This window comes from Taibaiella chishuiensis, assembly GCF_003014535.1.
GTDB classification, from domain to species: domain Bacteria; phylum Bacteroidota; class Bacteroidia; order Chitinophagales; family Chitinophagaceae; genus Taibaiella; species Taibaiella chishuiensis.
Window position 1 is genome coordinate 193,294 of the sequence record NZ_PYGD01000006.1, and the last position, 21,896, is coordinate 215,189.

Sequence of the window (21,896 nt, forward strand, 5' to 3'; positions counted from 1 at the left end):
TTTCAAAAATATACAGCAAAAGTCAAAACAGCGACCAACCTTTTTTTGCTTGCCCGGGTCTTACCTTACATCTAAACTAGATTCCCGAAAAAATATGAAAAGAAATCTCCTCTTCTTGAGCCTGCTGGGCTCGGGCCTGGCTATGCATGCCCAATCACTGACCGCTGTAAACAACCTCAGGTTATACGAGCATCACAGCTCCACGATCAATAACGGCGCACCTTTCGGCTCCAATGCCAATGGATCGAAATCAGGGTATGACTTCGTAAACCGTGCGTACTTCGGCAGTTTCAATGCGGCAACCTTCGGCGCCTATACCAATGGCGAACAGGCAAACATCGATATGGTGGAGCACAACAGCAGGTTTGGTAACAACGGCAAATTCGGCATTACTTCCGGTGTAAGCAGTATCTGGAATGGCGATATCAAAGGCAACAACACGACGGTATGGATGGAAGCCCCGGCCAGCTTTAATTACAACAATGCCAATAACGTAAGCCAGATCGTTACGGCATTCAACCCTGCGACAGCCTCCAAGAGCATTGCAGAGATCAAAGAGAATACCGTCTACCTGGCACGTATACGCAACACCAATCTCTATGTAGCCATGCGTGCGTATAACGTACACAATGTAACCGGGTCGGCAGCTATACAGGATGTCTATTTCGACTTCGATTACAAATACGCAACCTATGCACCAACCGGGCTGGAAGATAAAACGCTGGCTTCGGCACTGACCTTAAGCCCCAACCCTGCAACAGATCATATTACCCTGAAAAATACAACACAGCAGCCGCTTATAGCAAAAATGGTATCCGCTTACGGCCAGGTGATCCGCACCGTATCCGTATCGGGCAACCAGGACCTGGTGATGGATATAAACAGCATCAGCAGCGGTATCTATTTCGTTATTTGTTCGTTTGAAGACGGTCGTAGTTATACCCATAAGTTCATCAAACAATAAAGAGTTCTACTGGAATAGAATGCCTGAAAAAAACCCCTGCAGTTCACTGCAGGGGTTCAGGTATTAAAGTAAGGATAGGAAAGCTTAAGCCTGCTCCAGGTCGGCAATTACGAGTTTTTTCATTTTCAACAGCACCGGCATGACACGCTGCGCCCGTTCAGGATCCTTAAGCAAAGTCGTCAGTGCTTTCGGTATGATCTGCCAGCTGACGCCATAACGGTCTACCAGCCAGCCACAGGCTACTTCGCGACCACCATTATGGGTCAGTTCATCCCAGTACTGGTCGATCTGTGCCTGGTTATCGCATTCCACCACCATGGAGATCGCATCGTTAAAACCAAACTTATGATCTAAACCGCTATCCATGGCCATCATCGTGTAATGATCGATATCAAACTGGGCATGCTTTACATAGTCGAGCGGTTCGCCTTCCCCTTCGCTATAGTGAAGGATACCTTCTACCGATGATCCCGGGAATACACTGGTATAATAATGTACCGCCTCCGTGGCTTTGCCGGCGAGGGCCCCGGTAAACATCATCGTCGGACAGATCTTCTGTGTCTTATCCTCTTCCGTTGCGGTGAACAACTGCCAGGACACCCCGTATTTATCCTGGAGCCATCCGTACTTACTGCTCCAGGGGTAACTGTCGAGTCCCATCAATACCTGGGCGCCTTCGCTCAGCTTATTCCAGCTATGTTCGGTTTCTTCGGCCGTAGCCGCCACTACCATCAGCGATATGGAGGGATTGGGCAACGCTGTGGGCCCGTCATTCAGGAGCATCAGCTTTTGCCCGTGCACCTCGAGTTGGATTACGATAGGAGAAGTCTGCAATACGCGGGCCGATGCAAACGCGTCCTGGTAAAACGCTGAAGCCTCAGCAATCCTGCCTTTCAGCGTGAGGCAGGGATAAATAGCATTATTCATGGTCGTATATTTTATAGTGGACGAAAAAAAACGGATTAAATATGTGCTGTTGCTTCCTGCATCCTGACCATACAACGGCATAAGCCGCCATCGAGGTACCATTCGATACAAAAGCCGGCAGGATCAATGCGTTCGTCTGCAATCAATTTGCGGATCGCAATACCGATCTGCTCCGGATGCTGGTTATAAAACGGCACATCGATATAAAGATAAGCCCCCGCTGTAATCTCTTTCACCTGCAAACCGCCTGTCGCCAGGTCTTCGCCGGCCACGGCCGTTGTTGCCGCCAGGTAAATGATCTGTCCGTCGTAAGGCCAGGAGAGCCCGAAATAATTGCGTTGTTTATGAACAGGCAGCAAACGGTGTAAGCGTTCATGCGCCTGTTGAATGCCCTCCGGGAACGTATCGGCGGCAAGGCCATAGGTAAGCATAGATTCCGGTAGCTGCAGGATTTGCATAGGTACGGTTTTGTAGTACAAACATACAAAGCCTGTATGGCGTTTTCCGGGGTTGAAAGTGACACAAAAGGGGTAATTCGCGACAAATAGCTGCAAATTGTTATTGCATAGGCCTTTCGAAAGACAAACCTTTTAATTTTACTGCAAACTTTCACGAATCTTTATGGTAAAACGTATTGTAGCGAATATCGCGGTAACAGACCCTGCCGCTGCGCGCACGTTCTATGAAACGATACTGGGCCTGGATATGCTTATGGATCATGGCTGGATCGTTACCTATGGCAGCGACACCCGGATGCCGCTACAGGTAAGCTTTGCAACCGAAGGCGGTTCGGGTACGCCCGTGCCCGACCTCTCTATCGAAGTAGCAGACGTGGCCCTTGTGCTGGAACAGATGCAGGCAGCGGGGTTCACGGCGGTATATGGCCCTGTTACAGAACCCTGGGGTGTATACCGTTTTTATGTGCGCGATCCTTTTGGCAAACTGGTCAACATACTGCAACATGTGTAGACGGCAGATGCAGCACAGCTCCTGATAAGAAAGGGCCGGCATCACGACTGTGCCGGCCCTTTTACCCCTGGCGAACGCTTATTCGCTCCAGGGCGAATGCAGGATACAATCGCAAAAATTTTTCCGCTGAAAGCCGGGGATCATATAAGCGCAAACATCCGCTTTGATATTGCCGAAAGTCGTTTCCGTCTTATGTTCGAAACCGGAGAAGAAGGTTGGGATGATCTTCTTTTTGAAATCGTTGCGGGGAAAGGCCGCGAGAATCGTTTCGCGTTGCTGCGCAGTGAGGTGTTCGTAACCTTCGCCCATTACATCCAGGCCCACACCGGAGTACAATAAAGCCACCTCGGCTTCTTTATGTTCGGCAATACCGATGGTCGTATGTAAGGCAATGGCGTCCCAGACAAGCTGTACAGCGCCGGTAGGTATGCCATGTCCCTGCAGGAAGGCCCTGGCCGCATTGGCGCCATCCACCTCGAAGCGTTTATCGGGACTGCTGTACCTGCGGGTCAACCCGAGGTCGTGAAAAACGGCGCTGATGTAAAGCAGCTCCGGGTCGTAATCCAGCCCGCCACGCCGGCCATTAAGCGCGCCAAACAGGAATACACGCATCGAATGGTTATAAATAAACGGGGTGCCATGTTCCAGCAACAGTTCGGTTGCTTCGGTCGCCAGTTTGCTGTCCGGTATGCGGATGCCGGCAATTTCTTTGTTGGGTAATACAGACATAAAATTATTGTTTTTATACCTGCAAAATTACCCGCGTACCTTTCGCCCCAATGGTCAGAACCGGCAGATTACCTGTCGGTATTGACGAAGCGGTTGCGGAAGTCAAGCGGTGCACAACCAGTTTCCTTGCGGAAGAAATGACTGAACTGTTCGGGTGTGCTGAAGTTCATTTCATAGGCGATCTCCTTGACAGGTAAGGTGCTGAACTGCAAAGCCCGTTTGGCCTCCGCCACCAATTGACCATTGATGATCTCTTTAGCACCTTTGCCGGCATATTTGCGGCAGCAATCCGATAAGCTACGGGCCGTGATATGGAGCTGGCGCGCATAAGAAGCCACATCGTGGAGTGATTTATATTGTATGCTGACCAGTTCGGTAAACCGGTGATAACACTGCCGCGAAAACGCATCGAAACCGGGCAGTTCTTTCCTGCTTACATGAGCCAGTTTGATCATGAGGATCTTCAGGTAAGCGGCCAGTGCATCAAGCTTGTTGGGATAAGCAGGGAGCAGGTATTCGTGGTACAAGGCTGTAACCAGGGTATGTAATTGTTCGTAATCGGGAGACGTCAACACCTGGTACTGGTTATCGGCCGCATTATTGAACAGTACCGCCTTGCAGTTATTGGCGCTGGCCGGGCTGCGCTCCCAGAAACAATCGCCAAAGCTAAGCGTAAAGCCATGCAACCTGGTATCTGCCGCGCAATGCACTACCTGTCCCCGGGCGATTAGGAATAGCGTATGGTCATCGACCGGGTACGACCGTTCGTCTATGACCAGGGCGCCGCTGCCCTGCGCCACCAGCAGGATACGATGATAATACAGCCGTTCGGCAACAGGTGAGGTAGCCGCCGCCTGTAATTCCATTACGCAAAACGATTCTTTTATTTCCGGTTCCGGGATAATGTCCATAACGATTGACAGATCAGCGGCAAAACTAAGCTTTAGCCTGCGGACAAGACATCGTTAAAATTGATGGCGCTACGATAAAGGCGGGCAGACAGGATACACAACAAGCCTTATCTTTGCTGCTCGTCGAAAAAAGCAACTATCATGCCCCTTGCTCCCCCTGCCCTTCCCGCTTCTGTCCTGGACTTCCTGGTCACTCTCGGGGAAAACAACTACCGCGAATGGTTTAACAACAACAAAGACCGTTTCCTGGAAGAACAGGCCCATGTGGAAGCCTGGGCCGATGCGCTGCTCGGGGCCCTTAACCGGCACGACCAGATCGAAACACCTACGGGCAAACAGGGTATGCAACGTATCTACCGGGATACCCGTTTTTCGAAAGACAAAACACCGTATAAAACCAACTGGGCCGGCGGTTTCCGGCGCGCTACCAAATACCGGAGGGGCGGGTACTATTATCATATACAACCCGGCAAAACCTATGTTGCAGGCGGCTTCTGGGCGCCTAATGCCCCCGACCTCAAACGCATACGCGAAGAGATCAGCTATGATCCCGCAGCGCTGCGCGCCATCATCGGCAACAATTCTTTTAAAAAGATATTCGGCCAAATGGAGGGCGAACAGCTCAAGACCGCGCCAAAAGGCTTCGACCCGGCTGATGAAGCTATCGACCTGCTCCGCTATAAACAATTCCTGCTCATCCGTCATTTCCCCGACGAAGCTGTGCTGGCGCCGGATTTCGTGACCGAAGTGGATCGGACCTTCCGGCATATGCGGCCCTTTCTCGACTATATGAGCCAGGTGCTTACCACCGATGCCAACGGGCTGCAGCTTTAAATACTCCGCTGCGGTTCCTGTGTGCTGTTAATACGTGTTTCCACGTATTAAAACCCGTATATCACTACAGCCCGCCTGATCTATAGCGGGTTTCAATACCAGGTTTAACCCTATTGTCTCAAAGCAAACAGCATCGTTCCGTAACGGGGAACGATGCTGTTTGTTTATGTTGTACCTTACTTTACTTCAGGATTTCAAATTTCCGGCTAAGCTGTCCTTTACCGGTAACAATATGGATAAAATAAACGCCCGGCGCAAGCGATGCAACAGGGATATGTTGCGTGTTACCGGTCATCCTGCCGGTCAGCAGCGTAACGCCCAAGGTATTAACGATACGATAGGCTACAGGTTGCCAGGCTGCGTTTCTATGCGCTACCGTAATCCGCGTTGTAGCAGGGTTAGGGTAAAGTAATAAACCCGCGCCCTCTTCCCGGCCGGCAATACCGGTACCCTGCCCGTCAAATACATCTACAGTCCTTGATTGCAGCAGGCTATCGTTACAATCTCCCGCCAGTTTTACGCTTACGGTATAGATACCGTTGCGGGTATAACGGTGCTGTACCTGCGGCCCATCGGCCCGCGGGCTGCCATCGCCAAAATCCCAGGTATAAGTCGTGATGAACTTTGGATTATTGATATTGAAGGTATAGGTGGCGGTATCGCCGTATATCGCATTGATCATTCCGGATGGATTGGCTTTCACGATAATGTGGATGGTATCGCTTTGCTTACAGGAATAATGATCGGTAACCAGGACGCTGTACATACCTGTGGTATTGACATTCAGGGTCTGGCTGGTAACACCGGTGTTCCAGAGGAAGCCGGCCCCGGGATTGCCCGCATCAAGTAACAGGGTATTACCCCGGCAGAAAGCCGTATCCCTACCCAGGTTGACTACAGGCAAGGGCCGCATAGTCACATCGGTGCTACTGTTGATCACACAACCGGTAGTGCTTTTTATGGCTACTGACTTTATACCGCCGGTCGTTACCTCGATCGTTTGCGTGGTTGCAGCGCCCGGCGACCAAAGATAGCTGCTGCCCGTATTGCCGGCATCGAGCGTTGCCGTTGAGCCCTGGCAGAGATCCAGGGTAGCCGGCAGGTTGTTTTGCGGTACCACACCTGCCGTTATTTTAAGTGTGTCCGTGTTTTTGCAACTATTCATCGTTACCGTTACTGAATAATTGCCGGGGGTACTTGCCGTAATGGATTGAGTAGAGGCTCCTGTACTCCAGGCATAACCAGCGCCGGGATTACCGGCGTTCAGCGTATAGGTAATGCCTGGGCAAATCGTGGTATCGTTGCCGATATTAACGACGGGTACAGGTCTTACGGTAGCCACCACGGCCTGCCGTGGCGTGCTCTCGCAGGTACCGGAAGCTGCGGCGATATAATAAGTAGTCGTTGTTGTAAGAGAAGGAGTAGTAAATACATTACCGGTAAATAAGGCCGTTCCGCCGGTCAGCGCGGCATACCATTTGATACCGCCCCCTGCAGATGCAGTAGCACTCAATACCACTGTGCCCGGTCCGCAATTAAAGCTGTCCCTTTGGGAAGTAATAACAGGCGGCACGCAGGCTGTGGTAAAATTGGTTACGGCCGACCATGCGCTGGTATCGCCGGGTCCACATGCGGCACGTACATAATAACTATAAGCAGTGGCAGGCGTAAGCGGCGGATTAAGGGTATAAGGCTTGCTGGGCGTAAATATAGATGTGCCCGCCGTATTTACATTAAAACCGGCCGGACCGTATTTGATCTGCCATTGGGGTGGTGTTCCGGTTTGTGTCCAGTTAAGCGATGCCGTGGTAGCCGTAACTGCCGTTGCGGTGGGCGCGGTGGGCACGGCACAAAGTACCGGAGTTGAAGTGGTGTAGGTAATACGAACGTCCGAGAGCTTATATAAGGTTCCGTTTGGCGTAGCTAAACTTGTTTCTGCAGGATCTGTTCCATCCTGGTTTCTTGCCGCCGACCTGTTGGCTATACTCGAGTTACCAGCAATACCCTGAGCACTACCGCTACCACCATAATCCGATTTAACCATGATCATTAAATTATCGGCTGTATAACTGAAAGGTGTGGTTAGGGTGATCATCTTCCAGCCCACGGTATTGTCCTGTGTGGTATTCCCGTCGAACAGAGTGCTTAAGCCCCCGGTATAGGTCGTCGAATTCCAGGCAACCCCGGGAGCCGCGGGAACCGTGGTAGCCGTAGTAGTACGCATCCATACTTTAGTGGGCTTGGTCCTTGAAGCGGCAGTATTGTTTTTATAATACTCGATAGCTGTAATATTTCCGTATGCACCGATTTCCGACTGCAGGTACAATTCGGCATTTCGCTGATAACCGTAAAGATGAACCAATGTGCAATAGGTAGTGGTGCCTCCGGTAGTCGTCCCTATCGTTACCACAGGGTCTATCGTAACAGGGAATACACGACCGGAAGCCTGCAGCCAGGCCGCTCCGATACTGCTGCTTACTTCAATTCCCCCTTGTACAAAAGTTACCTGGTAGCTCCCCCTGTAGACATGTTTATTGATCAACAACTGTTGTTGCGCCGAGCGCTTTTCGGCAGGCAGACCTATAATATCGAATACCTCTTCCCTGGTAATACCATGGTCAAAAACGATGATATCACCAAAGTTGATTTGTTCCGGGTTGCCGGGAACAAGAATAGAAAAACTGTTGGTTTCGAAATTACTATGATGGACCTGACCGGTACTGCTTATTACCTGCCAGCCGCTTTTCAGCGGTATAAATTGAGAGAACGCAACCTGCCCGTTTGCAGAAAGGCCAGCGATATCAGGGCTGAGGGCATGAATAATCGTATTGTTCTCTACACCGCCGTTTACTACTACAAATTCTTCGGTAATATTGGGATAGATGCCCGGATAAGTAAGATTACTGCCGTCAGCAGCAACAACGGCGGCCTGCGCATGCGGAACATATTCCCGCAGCGTATTCGCATCCTTATAAGTATGCTTCGGATTTTTCCACCATTCAAAGGATAGTTGGGCTCCCGCCTGCAATTTCACAGGCGCTACCCCGGCAGTTCCCGGGAAAAAACTTTTAACCTCATTGGTCAGGTTTACATAGCGGTAAGGATTATTGAGGGCAGGGTTGGAAGTAATAGCCATGTCTATATCCTGCCAGGCGCCAAGGGCATCCTGGTAATGAATCCCCCCCGGCATAACCTGGGCAGTAGCCGTGCCATTACCGTTGGAAAAATGTTTTGTAGTCCGGCTTCGCTTTTCGAGTATCTCCTGCGCCGGCGTATAACCGCCGAAAATACCTGCTTTTCCCCACCGTTGATCGAGCCTGGACCGGTTACCGCAAACAGGCGTTGATGCAGTACCGGCCTCCTTTAAGTTGCCTGGGACCTGTGCAGGAGCAGTAAGCGAAAAAAAAGTAGTAGCAAACAGGAGCAATAGCATTTGCTTCGTGATGTAGTTTTCTGACATAAGATCGACCTTTTAGAAGAAGAGACGCGTGTAAGCCATCGCGCTTAAAATGGTTGCCCGGATGTGCTTACCCAGGCTAAACTTAATGCCATTTATTGGTCGTTCCTAGTAGCTTTACACTAATTAACGCTTATATGTATTTAATAAAAAAAATAATTGTATTAATTAACTAAAACAAACAAATGTATATTGCTCCTGTTTTAAATCATGCCCCTTAAAGCGGATCATGACGCCCGGCAACAGCATTCCAGATTCATCAAAACATTAAAAAACCGGAGCATCACCCTGTTGCGCAGGGTAATACTCCGGTCGGTTCAATGCCGGCTTGTATTAGTCTTCCGATTTATTCTTCAGCATGGTGAGCAGCACATAGGCATTATGCGTAACTAACTCATTGCCGGGTACCGCCGCTTGTAAGGCGGTAAATCCTGCCGCGCTGGCGCCCGTAGCCACGGGCACCAGGGTAAAGGATTTGCGGTCGTTTGTCGTAAACACATACCGCTTACCCTGCCAGCTTACAAGCCCCCCATCAGGAACGGCGCTTACCACCTGATCGTTCAGTTCGATCTCGCCACTTACGAAATTACCCGCAAGCAGGCCGGCGACCGGCTTTTCCAGATGACAATGTACGGCCACTGCCCGGTCGTCGTCGAGGTTATGCGCTACATAGGCCACCCGGGTGCGGAACTTCTGGTCGGGCTTGTTGTTTAAGGCACAGGTCACTACCTGCCCGGGTTTGAGGTTCTGGGCATCGTTCTCAAAAACGCGTAAGTTGATATGCAGCTCCGAAGGATCGATCAGCTCAAACAGGACATCGGTAGGCGCTACATATTTACCCTGGTTAACATTAACCTTGCTGATATACCCCGAAACTGGTGCATAAACAGCTACCGTACGCGACAACGTGCCTTCGCTGAGTTTATCGGGATTGATACCGATAAGCCTTAACTTTTCGCCCAGGGCTTTAAGCAGGACCTTCTGGCTTTCATAAGTAGCAGTGGCCTGCTGCAGCGTACGCTGGCTGTTCGATTCGGTCTGACTGAGCAGTTGCTGCCGCTCGAAGTCGGCCCGGTCGAAGTTGAGTTTCGATTTAGCCGTAAGATAATCCTGTTGCAACTGTACAAAGCCCTGGTCTTCGATTGTAGCCATTACCTGGCCCTTGCGCAATTGCATACCGGGCAACAGGTTGATGCTGCGTATATAACCGCCCATCGGGAAACTAATGGTATGCATATTGGCCGGTGGTACATCCACAACACCGTTTACCCTTAAGGTTGCGGAAATGGTGCGTTGTTCGGGCTGCCCTACCTGTAATGCGGCGTTCCGGTACTGTTCGGGACTTAGCGTAATGGTATTGTCTTCTGCCGGTTTTGTCTTTACCGCCGCAGCCTGCTTTTGAGGCTCTCCCTTGCAGGATGCCAGGAGCGCCAGTACAGGCAGTATATAAAAAAGTTTGTGGGTCATGATCTTTGTTTTAATTCGTTCCTTTTAAACGTTCGATTTCGAATGTGGCTTCATTGAGTTGCTGTACCGCATCATAGTATTGCGCCTGTATACCGAATGCCTGGTTGACCAGGATCACCCAGTCCAGGTAATTAATCTCACCGGCATCGAGCCGGTTACCGGCCGTGGCAATGATCATCTGCGCATTGGCCAATAAGACCTGCCTGCTGGCCTGTACCCGGCCCACCTGATAGCGGTAACGTGCAAGGGCCGCGCCCAGCTCGGCGCCCAGCCGGCTGCGGGTATCTTCCAGTTCCTGCTCCCGGAACCGCAGGTTGGTTTTGGCAGCCTTAATCCTTGCGGCGCCAGCCCCCCAGAACAGGGGAATACCAATGCCCAGGCTTACCGACTGGAAGCGGTCGGCCGGTGCATAGAACACATCGGACCTGTCGGGCAAGGTTTGCCAGCCTCTTAAGGACATATTGGCGTAACCAAGTGTCAGCGCCGGCAACAGCTTTTGCTTTTCGAGGCGGTAGGCTGTTTCGCTTTGCAAGCGGCCGGCCTGCTGCAGTTGCAGTTGCGGACTGCCCGATACCGTGCTGTCCGGCAGGAAGGCGCTATTATAATAAACGATACTATCTGCGGCAGGAACCAGCACCGAATCCGTACCGGTAAGATAGGCCAGCTTTAGCCTGCAGGCCTCCTCCTCTGCCAGCAATTCCTGCAGCTGCAGGTAGATCTGCATGCGCTGACTGGTAGCCGTACCGGATTCCAGGCGATCGGCATCGCCTGCCTTAAAACGGTTAAGCGCCTTATCGGCGAAACGGATATAAATACTATCGGCATGCTGCAATACCTGCTTCCGTTCCTCCAGTAACAATAACTGGTAAAAAACGCGCTTCAACTCCGTACGAAGCTCACCGGCCTGGTTCAGCGTTTGTTTACCGGCATAGACTTCATTGGCCCGCAACAGTTTCTTTTGCTGCATATACACCGTTGGAAACTGGAACGACTGGCTAATGGCAAACCGGGTATCTTTAGCTGCGCTGTTCAACTGGCCATACTCTGCGGCGACCAGCATTTTATCCGGGTCGAATGCCGTACGGGATAATTGCTGCTGATGCGTTTCGGCGAGCCGGTAGGCCTTCAGCGACAGGTTATGCTGTTGTTGTAAAGTAATGGCCTGCTGCAGCGTTACCCGCTGTTGCGCATAACCCGCTGTACCCAGCGTACCCAGCAAAACCAGTAACACAGCTACTTTGCGCGGCTTACGAAAAAAACCGAAGCCCCTTTCGAAGAGGATATAAAACACAGGCAATACAAACAATGTGAGTAAGGTAGATACGATCAACCCGCCGATCACCACGGTGGCAAGTGGCTTTTGTACCGCGCCACCCGCACCGGTGCTCACCGCCATGGGTATAAAACCCAGCGATGGCACGAGGGCCGTCATCAACACCGCACGCAGCTTGGATTTGGTGGCATGGATCACGATACGGTCTTCGTCGGTCCAGCCCATTTTTTTAAGCCGGTTAAATTCGGTAACCAGCAGGATACCATTCAGCACCGCCACGCCGAACAGGGCAATAAACCCTACACCGGCAGAAATACTAAAGGGCAGATCGCGCAGCCAGAGCGCCAGGATACCGCCAATAGCGGATAAGGGGATAGCCGTATAGATCAACAATCCCTGCTTGACCGAATTAAAAGCGAAATACAATAAGAGGAAGATCATGAGCAGGGCCACAGGCACCACAATGCTCAACCGCTCTTTGGCCGCATTCATATTTTCGAACGAACCGCCGTAGACCAGTTTGTAATCTGCCGGCAGCTTGAGTTGTTGCTGTACCTTTTGCTGCAGCTCCGTTACGATCGACTGTACATCGCGGCCACTTACGTTAAAGCCGATTACGATACGACGGCGCGTGTTTTCGCGCTGGATCTGGTTTACGCCTTCCACCTCTTCGATCTGCGCCACTTCCGACACCGGTATCTGTACTCCACCCGGCGCGGGGATCAGCAGGTTGCGCACGTCTTCCAGGTTCTGCCGCGCATCGTTATCCAGTCTTACCACCAGGTCGAAGCGCTTCTCGCCTTCAAATACCTGGCCGGCAGCCTGGCCCGCAAAACCCGCATTTACCGCGCGGTTCACGTCCTGCACATTCAGGCCATAGCGGGCCATGGCATCGCGGTCGTAGCGGATAACCACCTGCGGCATACCGGTAACGGTTTCTTCATAGATATTGATCGCACCGGGCACGGTCTGGATAATGCCGTTGAGCCGGTGGGCATAAGCGGCAAGCGAGTCCAGGTTTTCGCCGAATATCTTACAGACCACATCCTGCCGGGCGCCGGTCATCAGTTCGTTAAACCGCATCTGTACCGGGAACTGGAAACCCACGGTGATGCCCGGTACGGCATTAAGGGCTTTGGTCATTTTCTCCGACAGTTCGGGGAAAGAACGGGCCGATGTCCATTCGTTCTTGGGTTTCAGGATCACCATCATATCGCCGGCTTCAAAAGGCATAGGATCGGTGGGGATCTCGGCGCTGCCGATCTTGGTCACAACCTTGGTTACCTCGGGAAACTGCTGCAACAGGATGGCCGATGCCTGCTGCGTATATTTGATCGTATTGTTGAGGTTGCTGCCGGTAAGCAGGCGGGTCTCTACCGCGAAGTCGCCCTCTTCGATCTGGGGGATAAACTCGCCGCCCAGGCTGCCCAGCAACAGGATCGCCGCGGCAAGCAGTGAAAGCGTAACTGCTATGATCGTTTTCGGGTAACGCATTACCTTTTTAAGCAGGGGCTGGTATTTACGCTCCAGCCATATACTCATCTTATCGGCCAGCGTAGGCTTGTGCCGCAGCTTCTTGTTCAGGAACAAGGCATTCATCATCGGCACATAGGTAATCGACAGCAGGAAAGCGCCCAGTATAGCAAAAGCAATGGTCCAGGCCATAGGCTTGAACATTTTGCCTTCGATACCCTGCAGCGAAAGGATCGGGAAATAAACGATCAGGATAATGATCTGGCTGAATACAGCCGATTTGATCGTACCGGAAGTGGAATGCTCCACCTCTTTATCCATCTGTACCTGGTCGAGCCGCTCCGTACCCCTGAAATGATGGGAATGCGAAAAGCGGTGCAGGATGGCTTCTACGACGATTACCGAGCCATCGACAATAAGGCCGAAGTCAATTGCGCCAAGACTCATCAGGTTGCCGCCCACCCCAAACATATTCATCAGGATAATGGCAAAGAGCATGGATAAAGGGATTACCGAGGACACGATAAGCCCCGCCCGCAGGTTACCCAGGAAGAAGACCAGCACAAAAACCACGATGAGCGCGCCTTCGAGCAGGTTATGCTCTACTGTGCTGATCGCGTTGTCTACCATTTTGGTACGGTCGAGGAAAGGTTCGATCACGACACCTTCGGGTAAGGACTTCTGGATCTCGGCAATCTTCTCCTTGACCCGTTTGACCACCTGGGAGGCATTTTCACCTTTCAGCATCATGACCACCGCGCCGGCCACTTCGCCTTTATCGTTATAGGTCATAGCGCCGTAACGGATAGCCGATCCATAACGCACCTCGGCCACATCACGCACCAGGAGCGGCATACCGTCCGGCAGGCGTTTTACCACGATCTTGCGGATATCGTCGAGGCTGCGGGTCAGGCCCTCGCTGCGGATGTACAATACCGTAGGGCCCTTTTCGATATAAGCGCCACCGGTATTTTCATTGTTACGCTCCAGCGCATCGAATACCTCGGCAATAGTGATACCGGCGGCTTTGAGCCGGCCCGGGGTTACGGCGATCTCGTATTGCTTGAGCCGGCCGCCGAAGCTGGAAACCTCGGCCACGCCCGGCGTACCCATTAACTGGCGGCGTACGGTCCAGTCCTGCAGGGTACGGAGCTGCATGGCATCGTAGCGGTCTTCATAACCGGGTTTGGGCCGTACTACATATTGATAAATCTCACCCAGACCAGTGGATACAGGCGCCAGTTCGGGCGCACCGATACCCTGTGGCAGGTCGCGCGTTACCTGTTGCAGCCGTTCGTTGACCTGTTGCCGGGCCCAGTACAGGTCTGTTTCGTCAGTAAAAACAAGAGTCACCAGCGATAAGCCGAACCGGGAAAAACTCCGGATCTGTTTAAGGCCGGGAATATTACTACAGGCCTGTTCGACCGGGAAACTAATGAGCCGTTCCACATCGGGAGCGCCCAGGGAGGGAGATACCGTAAGCACCTGTACCTGGTTATCGGTAATATCGGGTACGGCATCGATAGGCAGCCTGGTTACTTCGTAAGCGCCCCAGCAAACCAGGGCAAGTACGAACAGGCCGACGACCAGCTTATTCCTTACGGAAAAGCTGATAATCTTGTTCAGCATAAAAATAAGTTTAGAAATACACAAATAGCAGGATACCTGCGGCAGGAGCCGCGGGTAAGCAGGTATCATTAACCTGCCGCCGGTAAGGATACCGGGTTAAGCTACAGGGTACAGTCTGGGGGGACGCAACAAGTCGTGCGGACTGGCTTCGGGCAGGTAACAATGCCGGGGCCACCCATAAACGATGCTGTAATATAAAACAGGCGGCAATAAAAGCGCCGGTGCTACAGGAGGATAAACGTCGAAATGTACATGATGCGCCACGTGTTTGAAAGGAAGCTGGTTGTCCTGTTCCTCGTCGTGGTCGGGCAGATCCTTGCCCCAGTAATGCATCCGAAGGAAACCGATCAGCGATATACTGTTGTCGCGTTGCTGGTGTTCGTGGAAATGCCGGAAAAGAAAATTGATCTTACACAACTGGCCGAACGAAGTATTCCCTACTACCATAACCACTAACAGGATGTAGAGTAATACTTTTTTCATGGGCGCAAAATTAAGTCATATCCTTTAAAGAAGCGCCAGGTGCACGCAACATAAAAATAAAAATTGTGTAGCCGGCTCGTTAGCAAGCGCAGCCAGGGCGGCCATCCTAAAAACTTAACATAAGCCCGTATTATGGCTTCGTGCTGCAAGCCGCCCTGGGAGCCGGTTACAAGCCGGGGTATCCAAGCTGACGTTGGGTAAAGCGCTAACATCCACTACATGATTATTGCAAAATTTCCAATTCCGCCATCATGGGCATGCCGGCGCAAACGCAAGCCAGCAAAGGCATATAAACAGATAAGCATATACATGATCTAAGCCCGGCTGCGGGATTAACAATTGCTTTATGTGCGCCGTGATACAAGTTTACCTAGCTTTGGCGCCGGAAATGAAACTGCTGATCAGGTTTTTACTGCTGTTGAGCCTTTCGCTGGTAAGCGAACATAGCGTATTTGCGGATTCGCAGCCTGTCCGTGTCCCCCAACCTATCCCCGTTCTTAAAGGGATAACCGCACCTGCCAGCGAGCTGCAGCAACACGATGCCGTTAATGCAGAAACCCTGAAAGCGCAGAAAAAGACGCATCGTAAAAATAACCGTAAACTGGTCCTCATCGATGATGAAGACGATGAAACAGTAAGTTTAAAAAAATATAAAAACGGCAAACCTGCTCCCTTCCTCCCTGCAGGTCATCTTATTGCCACAGCCTTCTACCAACTGTCCTCCGGTCTTCCTGGTCTACCGGATGATAACTCCCTGCTACCCGACCAGGATCGCTTTTCCGCGCCCTGCAACAGGCTTTATGTCCTGTTCCGGGTATTCCGGATCTGATCCCGTTTACAGGCAGGCCGTCCTGCATTTTTTTATTACGCAACGCTACACGCAGCCTGTATTCGCTAATGCAGCCTGATGCAGCGCCGGGACCCCTGTGTGCATCCTCCAAAAAAAATTCCCCAAGAAACATACGGTTAAACAATAAACAACATGAACAAAAAGCTCATGCTTATGGGCCTGTGTGCCCTCGTTGGCTATACAAGCTGCAAAACTTCTGAAAAAGAAAAAGAAGTGGAGACCAAACTTTTAGCGACCAGCCCTTTGCAGGTGGATACCGCGATCTACACCGATTATGTATGCCAGATCCGCTCGATCCGGCATATCGAACTCAGGGCCCAGGAACGGGGTTACCTCGAGAAGAGTTATGTAGACGAAGGACAGTTTGTACGAAAGGGCCAGTTGCTGTTCCAGATCATGCCGCAGCTCTACGGCGCCGAAATGGAGAAGGCTGCTGCCGAAGTTAATTTTGCAGAAATCGAATACCAGAATACCAAGAAACTTGCAGACAGCAATATCGTGGCGCCTAACGAGCTGGCGATGTCAAAAGCCAAACTCAACAAGGCCAAAGCCGAGCTGTCGCTGAATAAAGTACACCTGCAGTTTACCGAGATCAGGGCGCCGTTCGACGGCATTATCGATCGCTTGCAGGTAAGACCCGGCAGCCTGGTGGATGAAGGCGCCCTGCTGACCACCCTGGCCGACAACAGTCATATGTGGGTTTACTTCAACGTACCTGAAGCCGAATACCTCGACTACAGTACTAAAGAAGCCCGCGATACGCCCAAGGTAAGCCTGCAGATGGCCAACCACCAGATGTTCCCTTATCCCGGTGTTGTCGAAACCATAGAAGCCGACTTCGATAATGAAACCGGCAATATCCCCTTCCGTGCCACCTTCCCCAATCCCAAAGGCCTGCTGCGCCATGGTGAAACAGGCACTATCAAAATGCTGGTACCGCTTAAAGGCGCCGTTATCATCCCGCAGAAAGCCACCTTCGAGATACTCGATAAAAAATACGTGTTCGTGATCAACAAGGACAACCAGGTTAAAACAAGAGAGATCACCGTTGGCGCAGAAATGGAAAACCTCTACGCGGTTAAAGGCCTGGCCCCCACGGATAAGATCCTGCTGGAAGGCCTGCGCAAAGTAAAAGAGAATGATAAGATCAAGTATGATTTCCGCGAGCCCCGCACAGTGATGTCGCAGCTAAACCTGCATGCAGAATAATTCAAGCCAAAAAAACAAGACCATGTTTAATAAATTCATTCAAAGGCCGGTGCTTGCAATTGTGATGTCTGTTGTCATCATCTTTATGGGCATCCTGGCCATCAATACCCTACCGGTATCACAGTTTCCTTCTATTGCCCCGCCTATGGTGGTGGTAAACGTAGCCTACCCCGGCGCCTCCGCCGACGTACTCGTTAACTCGGTGCTGATCCCCATGGAGAAAGCCATTAACGGTGCACCGGGCATGAAATATATGACCTCCGACGCGACCAGCGCCGGTGAAGCGACCATCCAGGTGGTGTTCGATCTCGATGTAGATCCCAACCAAGCGGTGGTTAACGTAAAAAACCGCATCGAACAGGTCACCAACAGGCTACCCGAACTGGTACAACGCGAAGGGCTCGTGGTGAGTTATACCTCGCCCAACATGCTGATGTATGTAAACCTTTACAGTAAAGATCCCAAAGCCAACGAAAACTTCCTGTACAACTTTGCCGGTGTAAACCTCATTCCTGAGCTGAGCAGGCTTAAGGGCGTAGGTAGCGCCAAGATCCTGGGCAGCCGCCAGTATGCGATGCGTATCTGGCTGAAACCCGACCGTATGCGGGCTTACAACGTATCTACCGAAGAAGTCATGAGCGCATTGGCCGAACAAAGCATTATCGGTTCGCCGGGCCGCCTCGGACAAAGCTCCGGTAAACACTCCCAGGCGCTCGAGTATGTACTGACCTATCCCGGCCGCTATAATAAACCGGAACAATATAAGGATGTGATCGTAAAGGCCAATGCCAACGGCGAACTGCTGTACCTGAAAGACATTGCCGACATTGAACTGGGCAGCGAGTTCTACGATATCTATTCCAATATGGATGGCCACCCTTCGGCAGCGATCACACTTAAACAGACTTACGGCAGTAATGCCAGCGATGTAATCAAAGAGGTAAAAGCCAAACTCGAAGAGATTAAAGCCAGCTCCTTCCCGCCGGGCATGGACTACCAGATCAGCTACGACGTATCGCACTTCCTCGACGCCTCTATCGAAAAGGTAGTGCATACCCTGGCCGAAGCCTTTATCCTGGTGGCCATCGTGGTATTCCTCTTCCTCGGCGACTGGCGCTCTACCCTCATCCCTACCCTCGCGGTACCGGTATCGCTGATCGGCGCCTTTATCTTTATGAAGCTGCTGGGCCTTACCATTAACCTGATCACACTGTTTGCCCTCGTACTCGCTATCGGTATCGTGGTAGATAACGCCATCGTGGTGGTGGAAGCGGTACACAGTAAAATGGCCGAAGAGCACCTGACCCCGTACAAGGCCGTGAAAAAAGTATTACAGGAGATCAGCGGCGCCATTATCGCCATTACCATGCTGATGACCGCGGTGTTTATACCGGTGGCCTTTATGAGTGGCCCCGTAGGTATCTTCTACCGCCAATTCTCCATCACTATGGCAACCTCGATCGTGATCTCCGGTGTGGTAGCCCTTACGCTTACCCCGGTGCTCTGCGCCATGCTGCTGAAAAACACCCATGGCCAGCCCCGTCGGAAAACACCGATTAACCGCCTGCTGGACGCCTTCAACAACTGGTTCGAACGGCTTACCGGACGTTACGCCAATTTCCTGGGACTCATCGTAAACCGCCGGGTGGTTACCTTCGGCCTGCTGATCGCTTTCTGCGGCGGCATATGGATTACGGGCAACAGCCTGCCTTCGGGCTTTATACCCAACGAAGACCAGGGCCAGATCTATGCGATCATACAAACACCTCCGGGCTCGACCCTGGAACGTACCAACGACGTATCGCACCAGCTGCAGCATATTGCAGAACATGTGGAAGGCGTACAATCGGTATCGGCATTGGCGGGTTATGAAGTACTGACCGAAGGCCGTGGTTCCAACGCCGGCACCTGCCTTATTAATCTTAAAGACTGGTCGGACCGGAAACACTCGGCCAAAGAGATTATCGAAGAGCTGGAACAACAAGCCAAAGCGATACCCGGCGCCACCATCGAATTTTTCGAACCACCGGCGGTACCGGGTTATGGCGCTGCGGGCGGCTTCTCGCTGCGCCTGCTCGACAAGACCAACTCGGGCGATTACGAAGCCTTCGGCAAGGTGAATGACGAATTTATGGCAGCCCTCAAAAAACGGAAAGAGCTGACGGGGCTGTTTACCTTCTTCGCCGCCAACTACCCGCAATACGAAATCGAGATCGACAATAAAGCAGCCATGCAGAAAGGCGTATCGATCGGTACGGCCATGAACAACCTGTCGATCCTGATCGGTAGTACCTATGAACAGGGCTTTATCCGTTTCGGCAACTTCTTTAAGGTATATGTACAGGCCGCTCCCGAATACAGGGCCCTGCCCGACGACCTGCTGAAGTTGTATGTAAAGAATAACCGTGATGAGATGGTACCCTATTCGGCCTTTATGAAGATCAAAAAGAAACAGGGCCTCAACGAGATCACCCGCTTCAACATGTATACCGCCTCGGCGATCAACGGCGCCCCGGCTATCGGTTACAGTAGCGGCGAGGCCATCAAGGTGATCCAGGAAGTAGCCAAGAGCACCCTGCCCAGGGGCTATGGTATCGACTGGCTGGGTCTTTCGAAAGATGAGGCCGAACGCGGTAATGAAGCACTGTACATCTTCCTGATCGTACTGGCCTTCGTATACTTCGTACTGGCTGCGCAATACGAGAGCTTTATTATCCCGCTTGCCGTAATCCTTTCTTTACCGGTAGGGGTATTCGGTGCGTTTATGCTGCTCAAGATGATGGGGCTATCGAACGATATCTACGCCCAGGTAGGCCTTGTAATGCTTGTGGGGTTACTGGGTAAGAATGCGGTACTGATCGTGGAGTTTGCCGTGCAGAAACACCAGCAGGGCTCCACCATATTGGAAGCCGCCATCGAAGGCGCTAAAATCCGTTTCCGCCCGATCCTGATGACCTCCTTCGCCTTTATCGCGGGCCTTATTCCCCTGCTCTTCGCAACGGGTCCGGGCGCGCTGGGCAACCGTACCATCGGCGCCTCATCGGCAGGTGGTATGTTGCTGGGTACCTTGTTCGGCGTTATCGTCGTACCGGGACTGTACTACATCTTTGCCAACCTGGCAGAAGGCCGGCAGCTGATCCGCGACGAGGATGAAGTGCCGCTGACCGAAGACCTGACGGGCAATAAAATGAAAAAGAAAAAAAGGAAACTGAAACTGTTCAAAAGCAGGAAAGAGGCCGACGACCAGGCTCCTGAAAAAAATGATAACCATGAGTAATAACCGCATCAGTATTTATAAGTATTGCAGCATCGCTTGCCTGTCGCTGGTTTACGGCGCATGCGGCATACCGAAACTGGCCGAAAAGACCGAGCAGAAAAACGTACCGGCAGTATATGCAGGCGATACGGCAACCGATAGCATCAACACCGCAAAGCTAAGCTGGAAGGCTTTTTTCACCGATCCTTACCTGGAGGCGCTTATCGACACAGCACTGGTTCGCAACCAGGAACTGAACATTACGCTGCAGGAAATCGAGATCAGCCGCAACGAGATCAGGGCCAGGAAGGGCGAATACCTGCCCTTTGTAGGACTGAAAGCCGGCGCGGGCTTAGAGAAAGTAGGCCGTTATACCAGCCAGGGTGCGGGCGATGCCTCCACCGAGATTACACCGGGCAGAGAAGTCCCGGAGGCCCTGCCTGATTATAGGATCGCATTGCAGGCCAGTTGGGAGATCGATATCTGGAAAAAACTGCGTAATGCCAAAAAGGCCGCAGTATCGCGTTACCTGGCTACCGTAGAAGGCAGGAACTTCCTGCTTACCAACCTGATCGCCGAAGTAGCCAACAGCTATTATGAACTGCTGGCACTGGATAACCAGCTGGCGATCGTGAAGCAGAATATCGACATCCAGAACAATGCCTTAAGGATCGTAAAACTGCAAAAAGAAGCCACGCGGGTTACCGAACTGGCTGTACGGCGTTTCGAAGCCCAGGTACTGAATACCCAAAGCCTGCAATATGGTATCCGGCAGAAGATTACCGAGACCGAGAACCGGATCAATTTCCTGCTGGGGCGCTACCCGCAACCCATAGCAAGGAGTACGCAGGAGATGGAAACCCTGGTGCCTACGGTCATACAGCCCGGTATGCCGGCACAGCTTATGGCCAACCGGCCCGATATCCGGCAGGCAGAGCAGGAACTGGCCGCTGCCAGGCTGGATGTAAAAGTGGCCAAAGCACGCTTCTATCCCTCGCTGGGCATTTCAGCGTCTATCGGCTACCAGGCCTTCGATCCTTCTTACCTGATCAAGACACCGCAATCGCTGCTGTATTCGATAGCAGGCGACCTGGTGGCGCCCTTGATCAACCGTAATGCGATTAAGGCGACGTATTATACCGCCAATGCCAAACAGGTACAGGCCGTATTCAATTACGAACGTACGGTGTTGAATGCCTATATCGAGGTGGCCAACCGCTTGTCGCGGATCGGTAATATAAAACAGAGCTATGACCTGAAAGCGCAGCAGGTAAAGGCTTTACTGCAATCAGTAGACATATCGAACACCTTGTTTAAATCGGCACAGGCCGACTATATGGAAGTACTGATGACCCAGCGCGATGCCTTGGAATCAAGGTTCGAACTGATCGAAAGCAAGAAACAGCAGATGAATGCCCTGGTGGATATCTACCAGGCCCTTGGCGGCGGTTGGCAATAACCACAC

At 51.9% G+C, this 21,896-nt stretch carries 15 protein-coding genes; 7 read left to right on the forward strand and 8 right to left on the reverse strand.

Annotated features, from left to right (window positions below):
• Nucleotides 1-94 precede the first annotated feature (94 nt).
• A complete protein-coding gene (locus B0I18_RS16130) occupies nt 95-964 on the forward strand; it encodes a T9SS type A sorting domain-containing protein (protein WP_106523763.1) in 870 nt (289 codons plus the stop codon).
• An 84-nt stretch (nt 965-1,048) separates the two neighbouring features.
• Here B0I18_RS16130 and B0I18_RS16135 read toward each other — a convergent pair whose 3' ends face one another.
• Both B0I18_RS16135 and B0I18_RS16140 read right to left on the reverse strand, forming a co-directional pair.
• Nucleotides 1,049-1,891, reverse strand: a complete 843-nt coding sequence (locus B0I18_RS16135; protein WP_106523764.1) for a VOC family protein — start codon at nt 1,889-1,891, stop codon at nt 1,049-1,051.
• Nucleotides 1,892-1,926: 35 nt separating this feature from the next.
• On the reverse strand, nt 1,927-2,349 hold the full coding sequence (locus tag B0I18_RS16140; RefSeq protein WP_106523765.1) for a hypothetical protein: 423 nt from the start codon (nt 2,347-2,349) through the stop codon (nt 1,927-1,929).
• 163 nt (nt 2,350-2,512) lie between these two features.
• Here B0I18_RS16140 and B0I18_RS16145 point away from each other — a divergent pair, with 163 nt between their 5' ends.
• On the forward strand, nt 2,513-2,860 hold the full coding sequence (locus B0I18_RS16145) for a VOC family protein (RefSeq protein WP_106523766.1): 348 nt from the start codon (nt 2,513-2,515) through the stop codon (nt 2,858-2,860).
• Between the two features lie 78 nt (nt 2,861-2,938).
• On the opposite strand, the gene B0I18_RS16150 is transcribed toward B0I18_RS16145, so the two are convergent.
• Together B0I18_RS16150 and B0I18_RS16155 are read right to left on the reverse strand one after the other, a co-directional pair.
• Nucleotides 2,939-3,589, reverse strand: coding sequence for an HD domain-containing protein (locus B0I18_RS16150; RefSeq protein WP_106523767.1), 651 nt, complete (start codon nt 3,587-3,589; stop codon nt 2,939-2,941).
• A 68-nt stretch (nt 3,590-3,657) separates the two neighbouring features.
• Entirely contained in the window at nt 3,658-4,500 is an 843-nt protein-coding gene (locus B0I18_RS16155) for a helix-turn-helix domain-containing protein (protein ID WP_106523768.1), read from the reverse strand.
• Nucleotides 4,501-4,641: 141 nt separating this feature from the next.
• Between B0I18_RS16155 and B0I18_RS16160 the strand changes: the two genes are divergently transcribed.
• Nucleotides 4,642-5,334 (forward strand): DUF2461 domain-containing protein, encoded by a 693-nt coding sequence (locus B0I18_RS16160; protein ID WP_106523769.1) that lies wholly within the window; start codon nt 4,642-4,644, stop codon nt 5,332-5,334.
• Between the two features lie 181 nt (nt 5,335-5,515).
• Here B0I18_RS16160 and B0I18_RS16165 read toward each other — a convergent pair whose 3' ends face one another.
• The 4 genes from B0I18_RS16165 to B0I18_RS16180 all read right to left on the reverse strand — a co-directional run bounded on the left by B0I18_RS16165 (nt 5,516) and on the right by B0I18_RS16180 (nt 15,116).
• On the reverse strand, nt 5,516-8,794 hold the full coding sequence (locus tag B0I18_RS16165; RefSeq protein ID WP_106523770.1) for a T9SS type A sorting domain-containing protein: 3,279 nt from the start codon (nt 8,792-8,794) through the stop codon (nt 5,516-5,518).
• A 330-nt stretch (nt 8,795-9,124) separates the two neighbouring features.
• Nucleotides 9,125-10,258, reverse strand: coding sequence for an efflux RND transporter periplasmic adaptor subunit (locus tag B0I18_RS16170; RefSeq protein WP_106523771.1), 1,134 nt, complete (start codon nt 10,256-10,258; stop codon nt 9,125-9,127).
• Between the two features lie 10 nt (nt 10,259-10,268).
• On the reverse strand, nt 10,269-14,633 hold the full coding sequence (locus tag B0I18_RS16175) for a CusA/CzcA family heavy metal efflux RND transporter (RefSeq protein WP_106523870.1): 4,365 nt from the start codon (nt 14,631-14,633) through the stop codon (nt 10,269-10,271).
• A gap of 96 nt (nt 14,634-14,729) precedes the next feature.
• The gene (locus tag B0I18_RS16180) at nt 14,730-15,116 is read right to left on the reverse strand and encodes a cysteine hydrolase family protein (protein WP_106523772.1); all 387 of its coding nucleotides are present in this window, start codon (nt 15,114-15,116) and stop codon (nt 14,730-14,732) included.
• 388 nt (nt 15,117-15,504) lie between these two features.
• On the opposite strand from B0I18_RS16180, the gene B0I18_RS16185 reads away from it, so the two are divergent.
• The 4 genes from B0I18_RS16185 to B0I18_RS16200 all read left to right on the forward strand — a co-directional run bounded on the left by B0I18_RS16185 (nt 15,505) and on the right by B0I18_RS16200 (nt 21,890).
• On the forward strand, nt 15,505-15,945 hold the full coding sequence (locus B0I18_RS16185) for a hypothetical protein (RefSeq protein ID WP_146146770.1): 441 nt from the start codon (nt 15,505-15,507) through the stop codon (nt 15,943-15,945).
• A gap of 153 nt (nt 15,946-16,098) precedes the next feature.
• The gene (locus tag B0I18_RS16190; protein ID WP_106523774.1) at nt 16,099-17,175 is read left to right on the forward strand and encodes an efflux RND transporter periplasmic adaptor subunit; all 1,077 of its coding nucleotides are present in this window, start codon (nt 16,099-16,101) and stop codon (nt 17,173-17,175) included.
• 22 nt (nt 17,176-17,197) lie between these two features.
• Nucleotides 17,198-20,452, forward strand: a complete 3,255-nt coding sequence (locus B0I18_RS16195; RefSeq protein ID WP_106523775.1) for an efflux RND transporter permease subunit — start codon at nt 17,198-17,200, stop codon at nt 20,450-20,452.
• Nucleotides 20,445-21,890 (forward strand): TolC family protein, encoded by a 1,446-nt coding sequence (locus B0I18_RS16200; RefSeq protein WP_106523776.1) that lies wholly within the window; start codon nt 20,445-20,447, stop codon nt 21,888-21,890. The genes B0I18_RS16195 and B0I18_RS16200 overlap by 8 nt, the downstream gene beginning before the upstream one ends.
• The last annotated feature ends 6 nt before the right edge of the window (nt 21,891-21,896 follow it).

Bases quoted from the DNA above. Each gene is read 5' to 3' on its own strand.
- B0I18_RS16130 (WP_106523763.1), top strand. From the start codon at position 95: ATGAAAAGAAATCTCCTCTTCTTGAGCCTGCTGGGCTCGGGCCTGGCT.
- B0I18_RS16135 (WP_106523764.1), bottom strand. From the start codon at position 1,891: ATGAATAATGCTATTTATCCCTGCCTCACGCTGAAAGGCAGGATTGCT.
- B0I18_RS16140 (WP_106523765.1), bottom strand. From the start codon at position 2,349: ATGCAAATCCTGCAGCTACCGGAATCTATGCTTACCTATGGCCTTGCC.
- B0I18_RS16145 (WP_106523766.1), top strand. From the start codon at position 2,513: ATGGTAAAACGTATTGTAGCGAATATCGCGGTAACAGACCCTGCCGCT.
- B0I18_RS16150 (WP_106523767.1), bottom strand. From the start codon at position 3,589: ATGTCTGTATTACCCAACAAAGAAATTGCCGGCATCCGCATACCGGAC.
- B0I18_RS16155 (WP_106523768.1), bottom strand. From the start codon at position 4,500: ATGGACATTATCCCGGAACCGGAAATAAAAGAATCGTTTTGCGTAATG.
- B0I18_RS16160 (WP_106523769.1), top strand. From the start codon at position 4,642: ATGCCCCTTGCTCCCCCTGCCCTTCCCGCTTCTGTCCTGGACTTCCTG.
- B0I18_RS16165 (WP_106523770.1), bottom strand. From the start codon at position 8,794: ATGTCAGAAAACTACATCACGAAGCAAATGCTATTGCTCCTGTTTGCT.
- B0I18_RS16170 (WP_106523771.1), bottom strand. From the start codon at position 10,258: ATGACCCACAAACTTTTTTATATACTGCCTGTACTGGCGCTCCTGGCA.
- B0I18_RS16175 (WP_106523870.1), bottom strand. From the start codon at position 14,633: ATGCTGAACAAGATTATCAGCTTTTCCGTAAGGAATAAGCTGGTCGTC.
- B0I18_RS16180 (WP_106523772.1), bottom strand. From the start codon at position 15,116: ATGAAAAAAGTATTACTCTACATCCTGTTAGTGGTTATGGTAGTAGGG.
- B0I18_RS16185 (WP_146146770.1), top strand. From the start codon at position 15,505: ATGAAACTGCTGATCAGGTTTTTACTGCTGTTGAGCCTTTCGCTGGTA.
- B0I18_RS16190 (WP_106523774.1), top strand. From the start codon at position 16,099: ATGAACAAAAAGCTCATGCTTATGGGCCTGTGTGCCCTCGTTGGCTAT.
- B0I18_RS16195 (WP_106523775.1), top strand. From the start codon at position 17,198: ATGTTTAATAAATTCATTCAAAGGCCGGTGCTTGCAATTGTGATGTCT.
- B0I18_RS16200 (WP_106523776.1), top strand. From the start codon at position 20,445: ATGAGTAATAACCGCATCAGTATTTATAAGTATTGCAGCATCGCTTGC.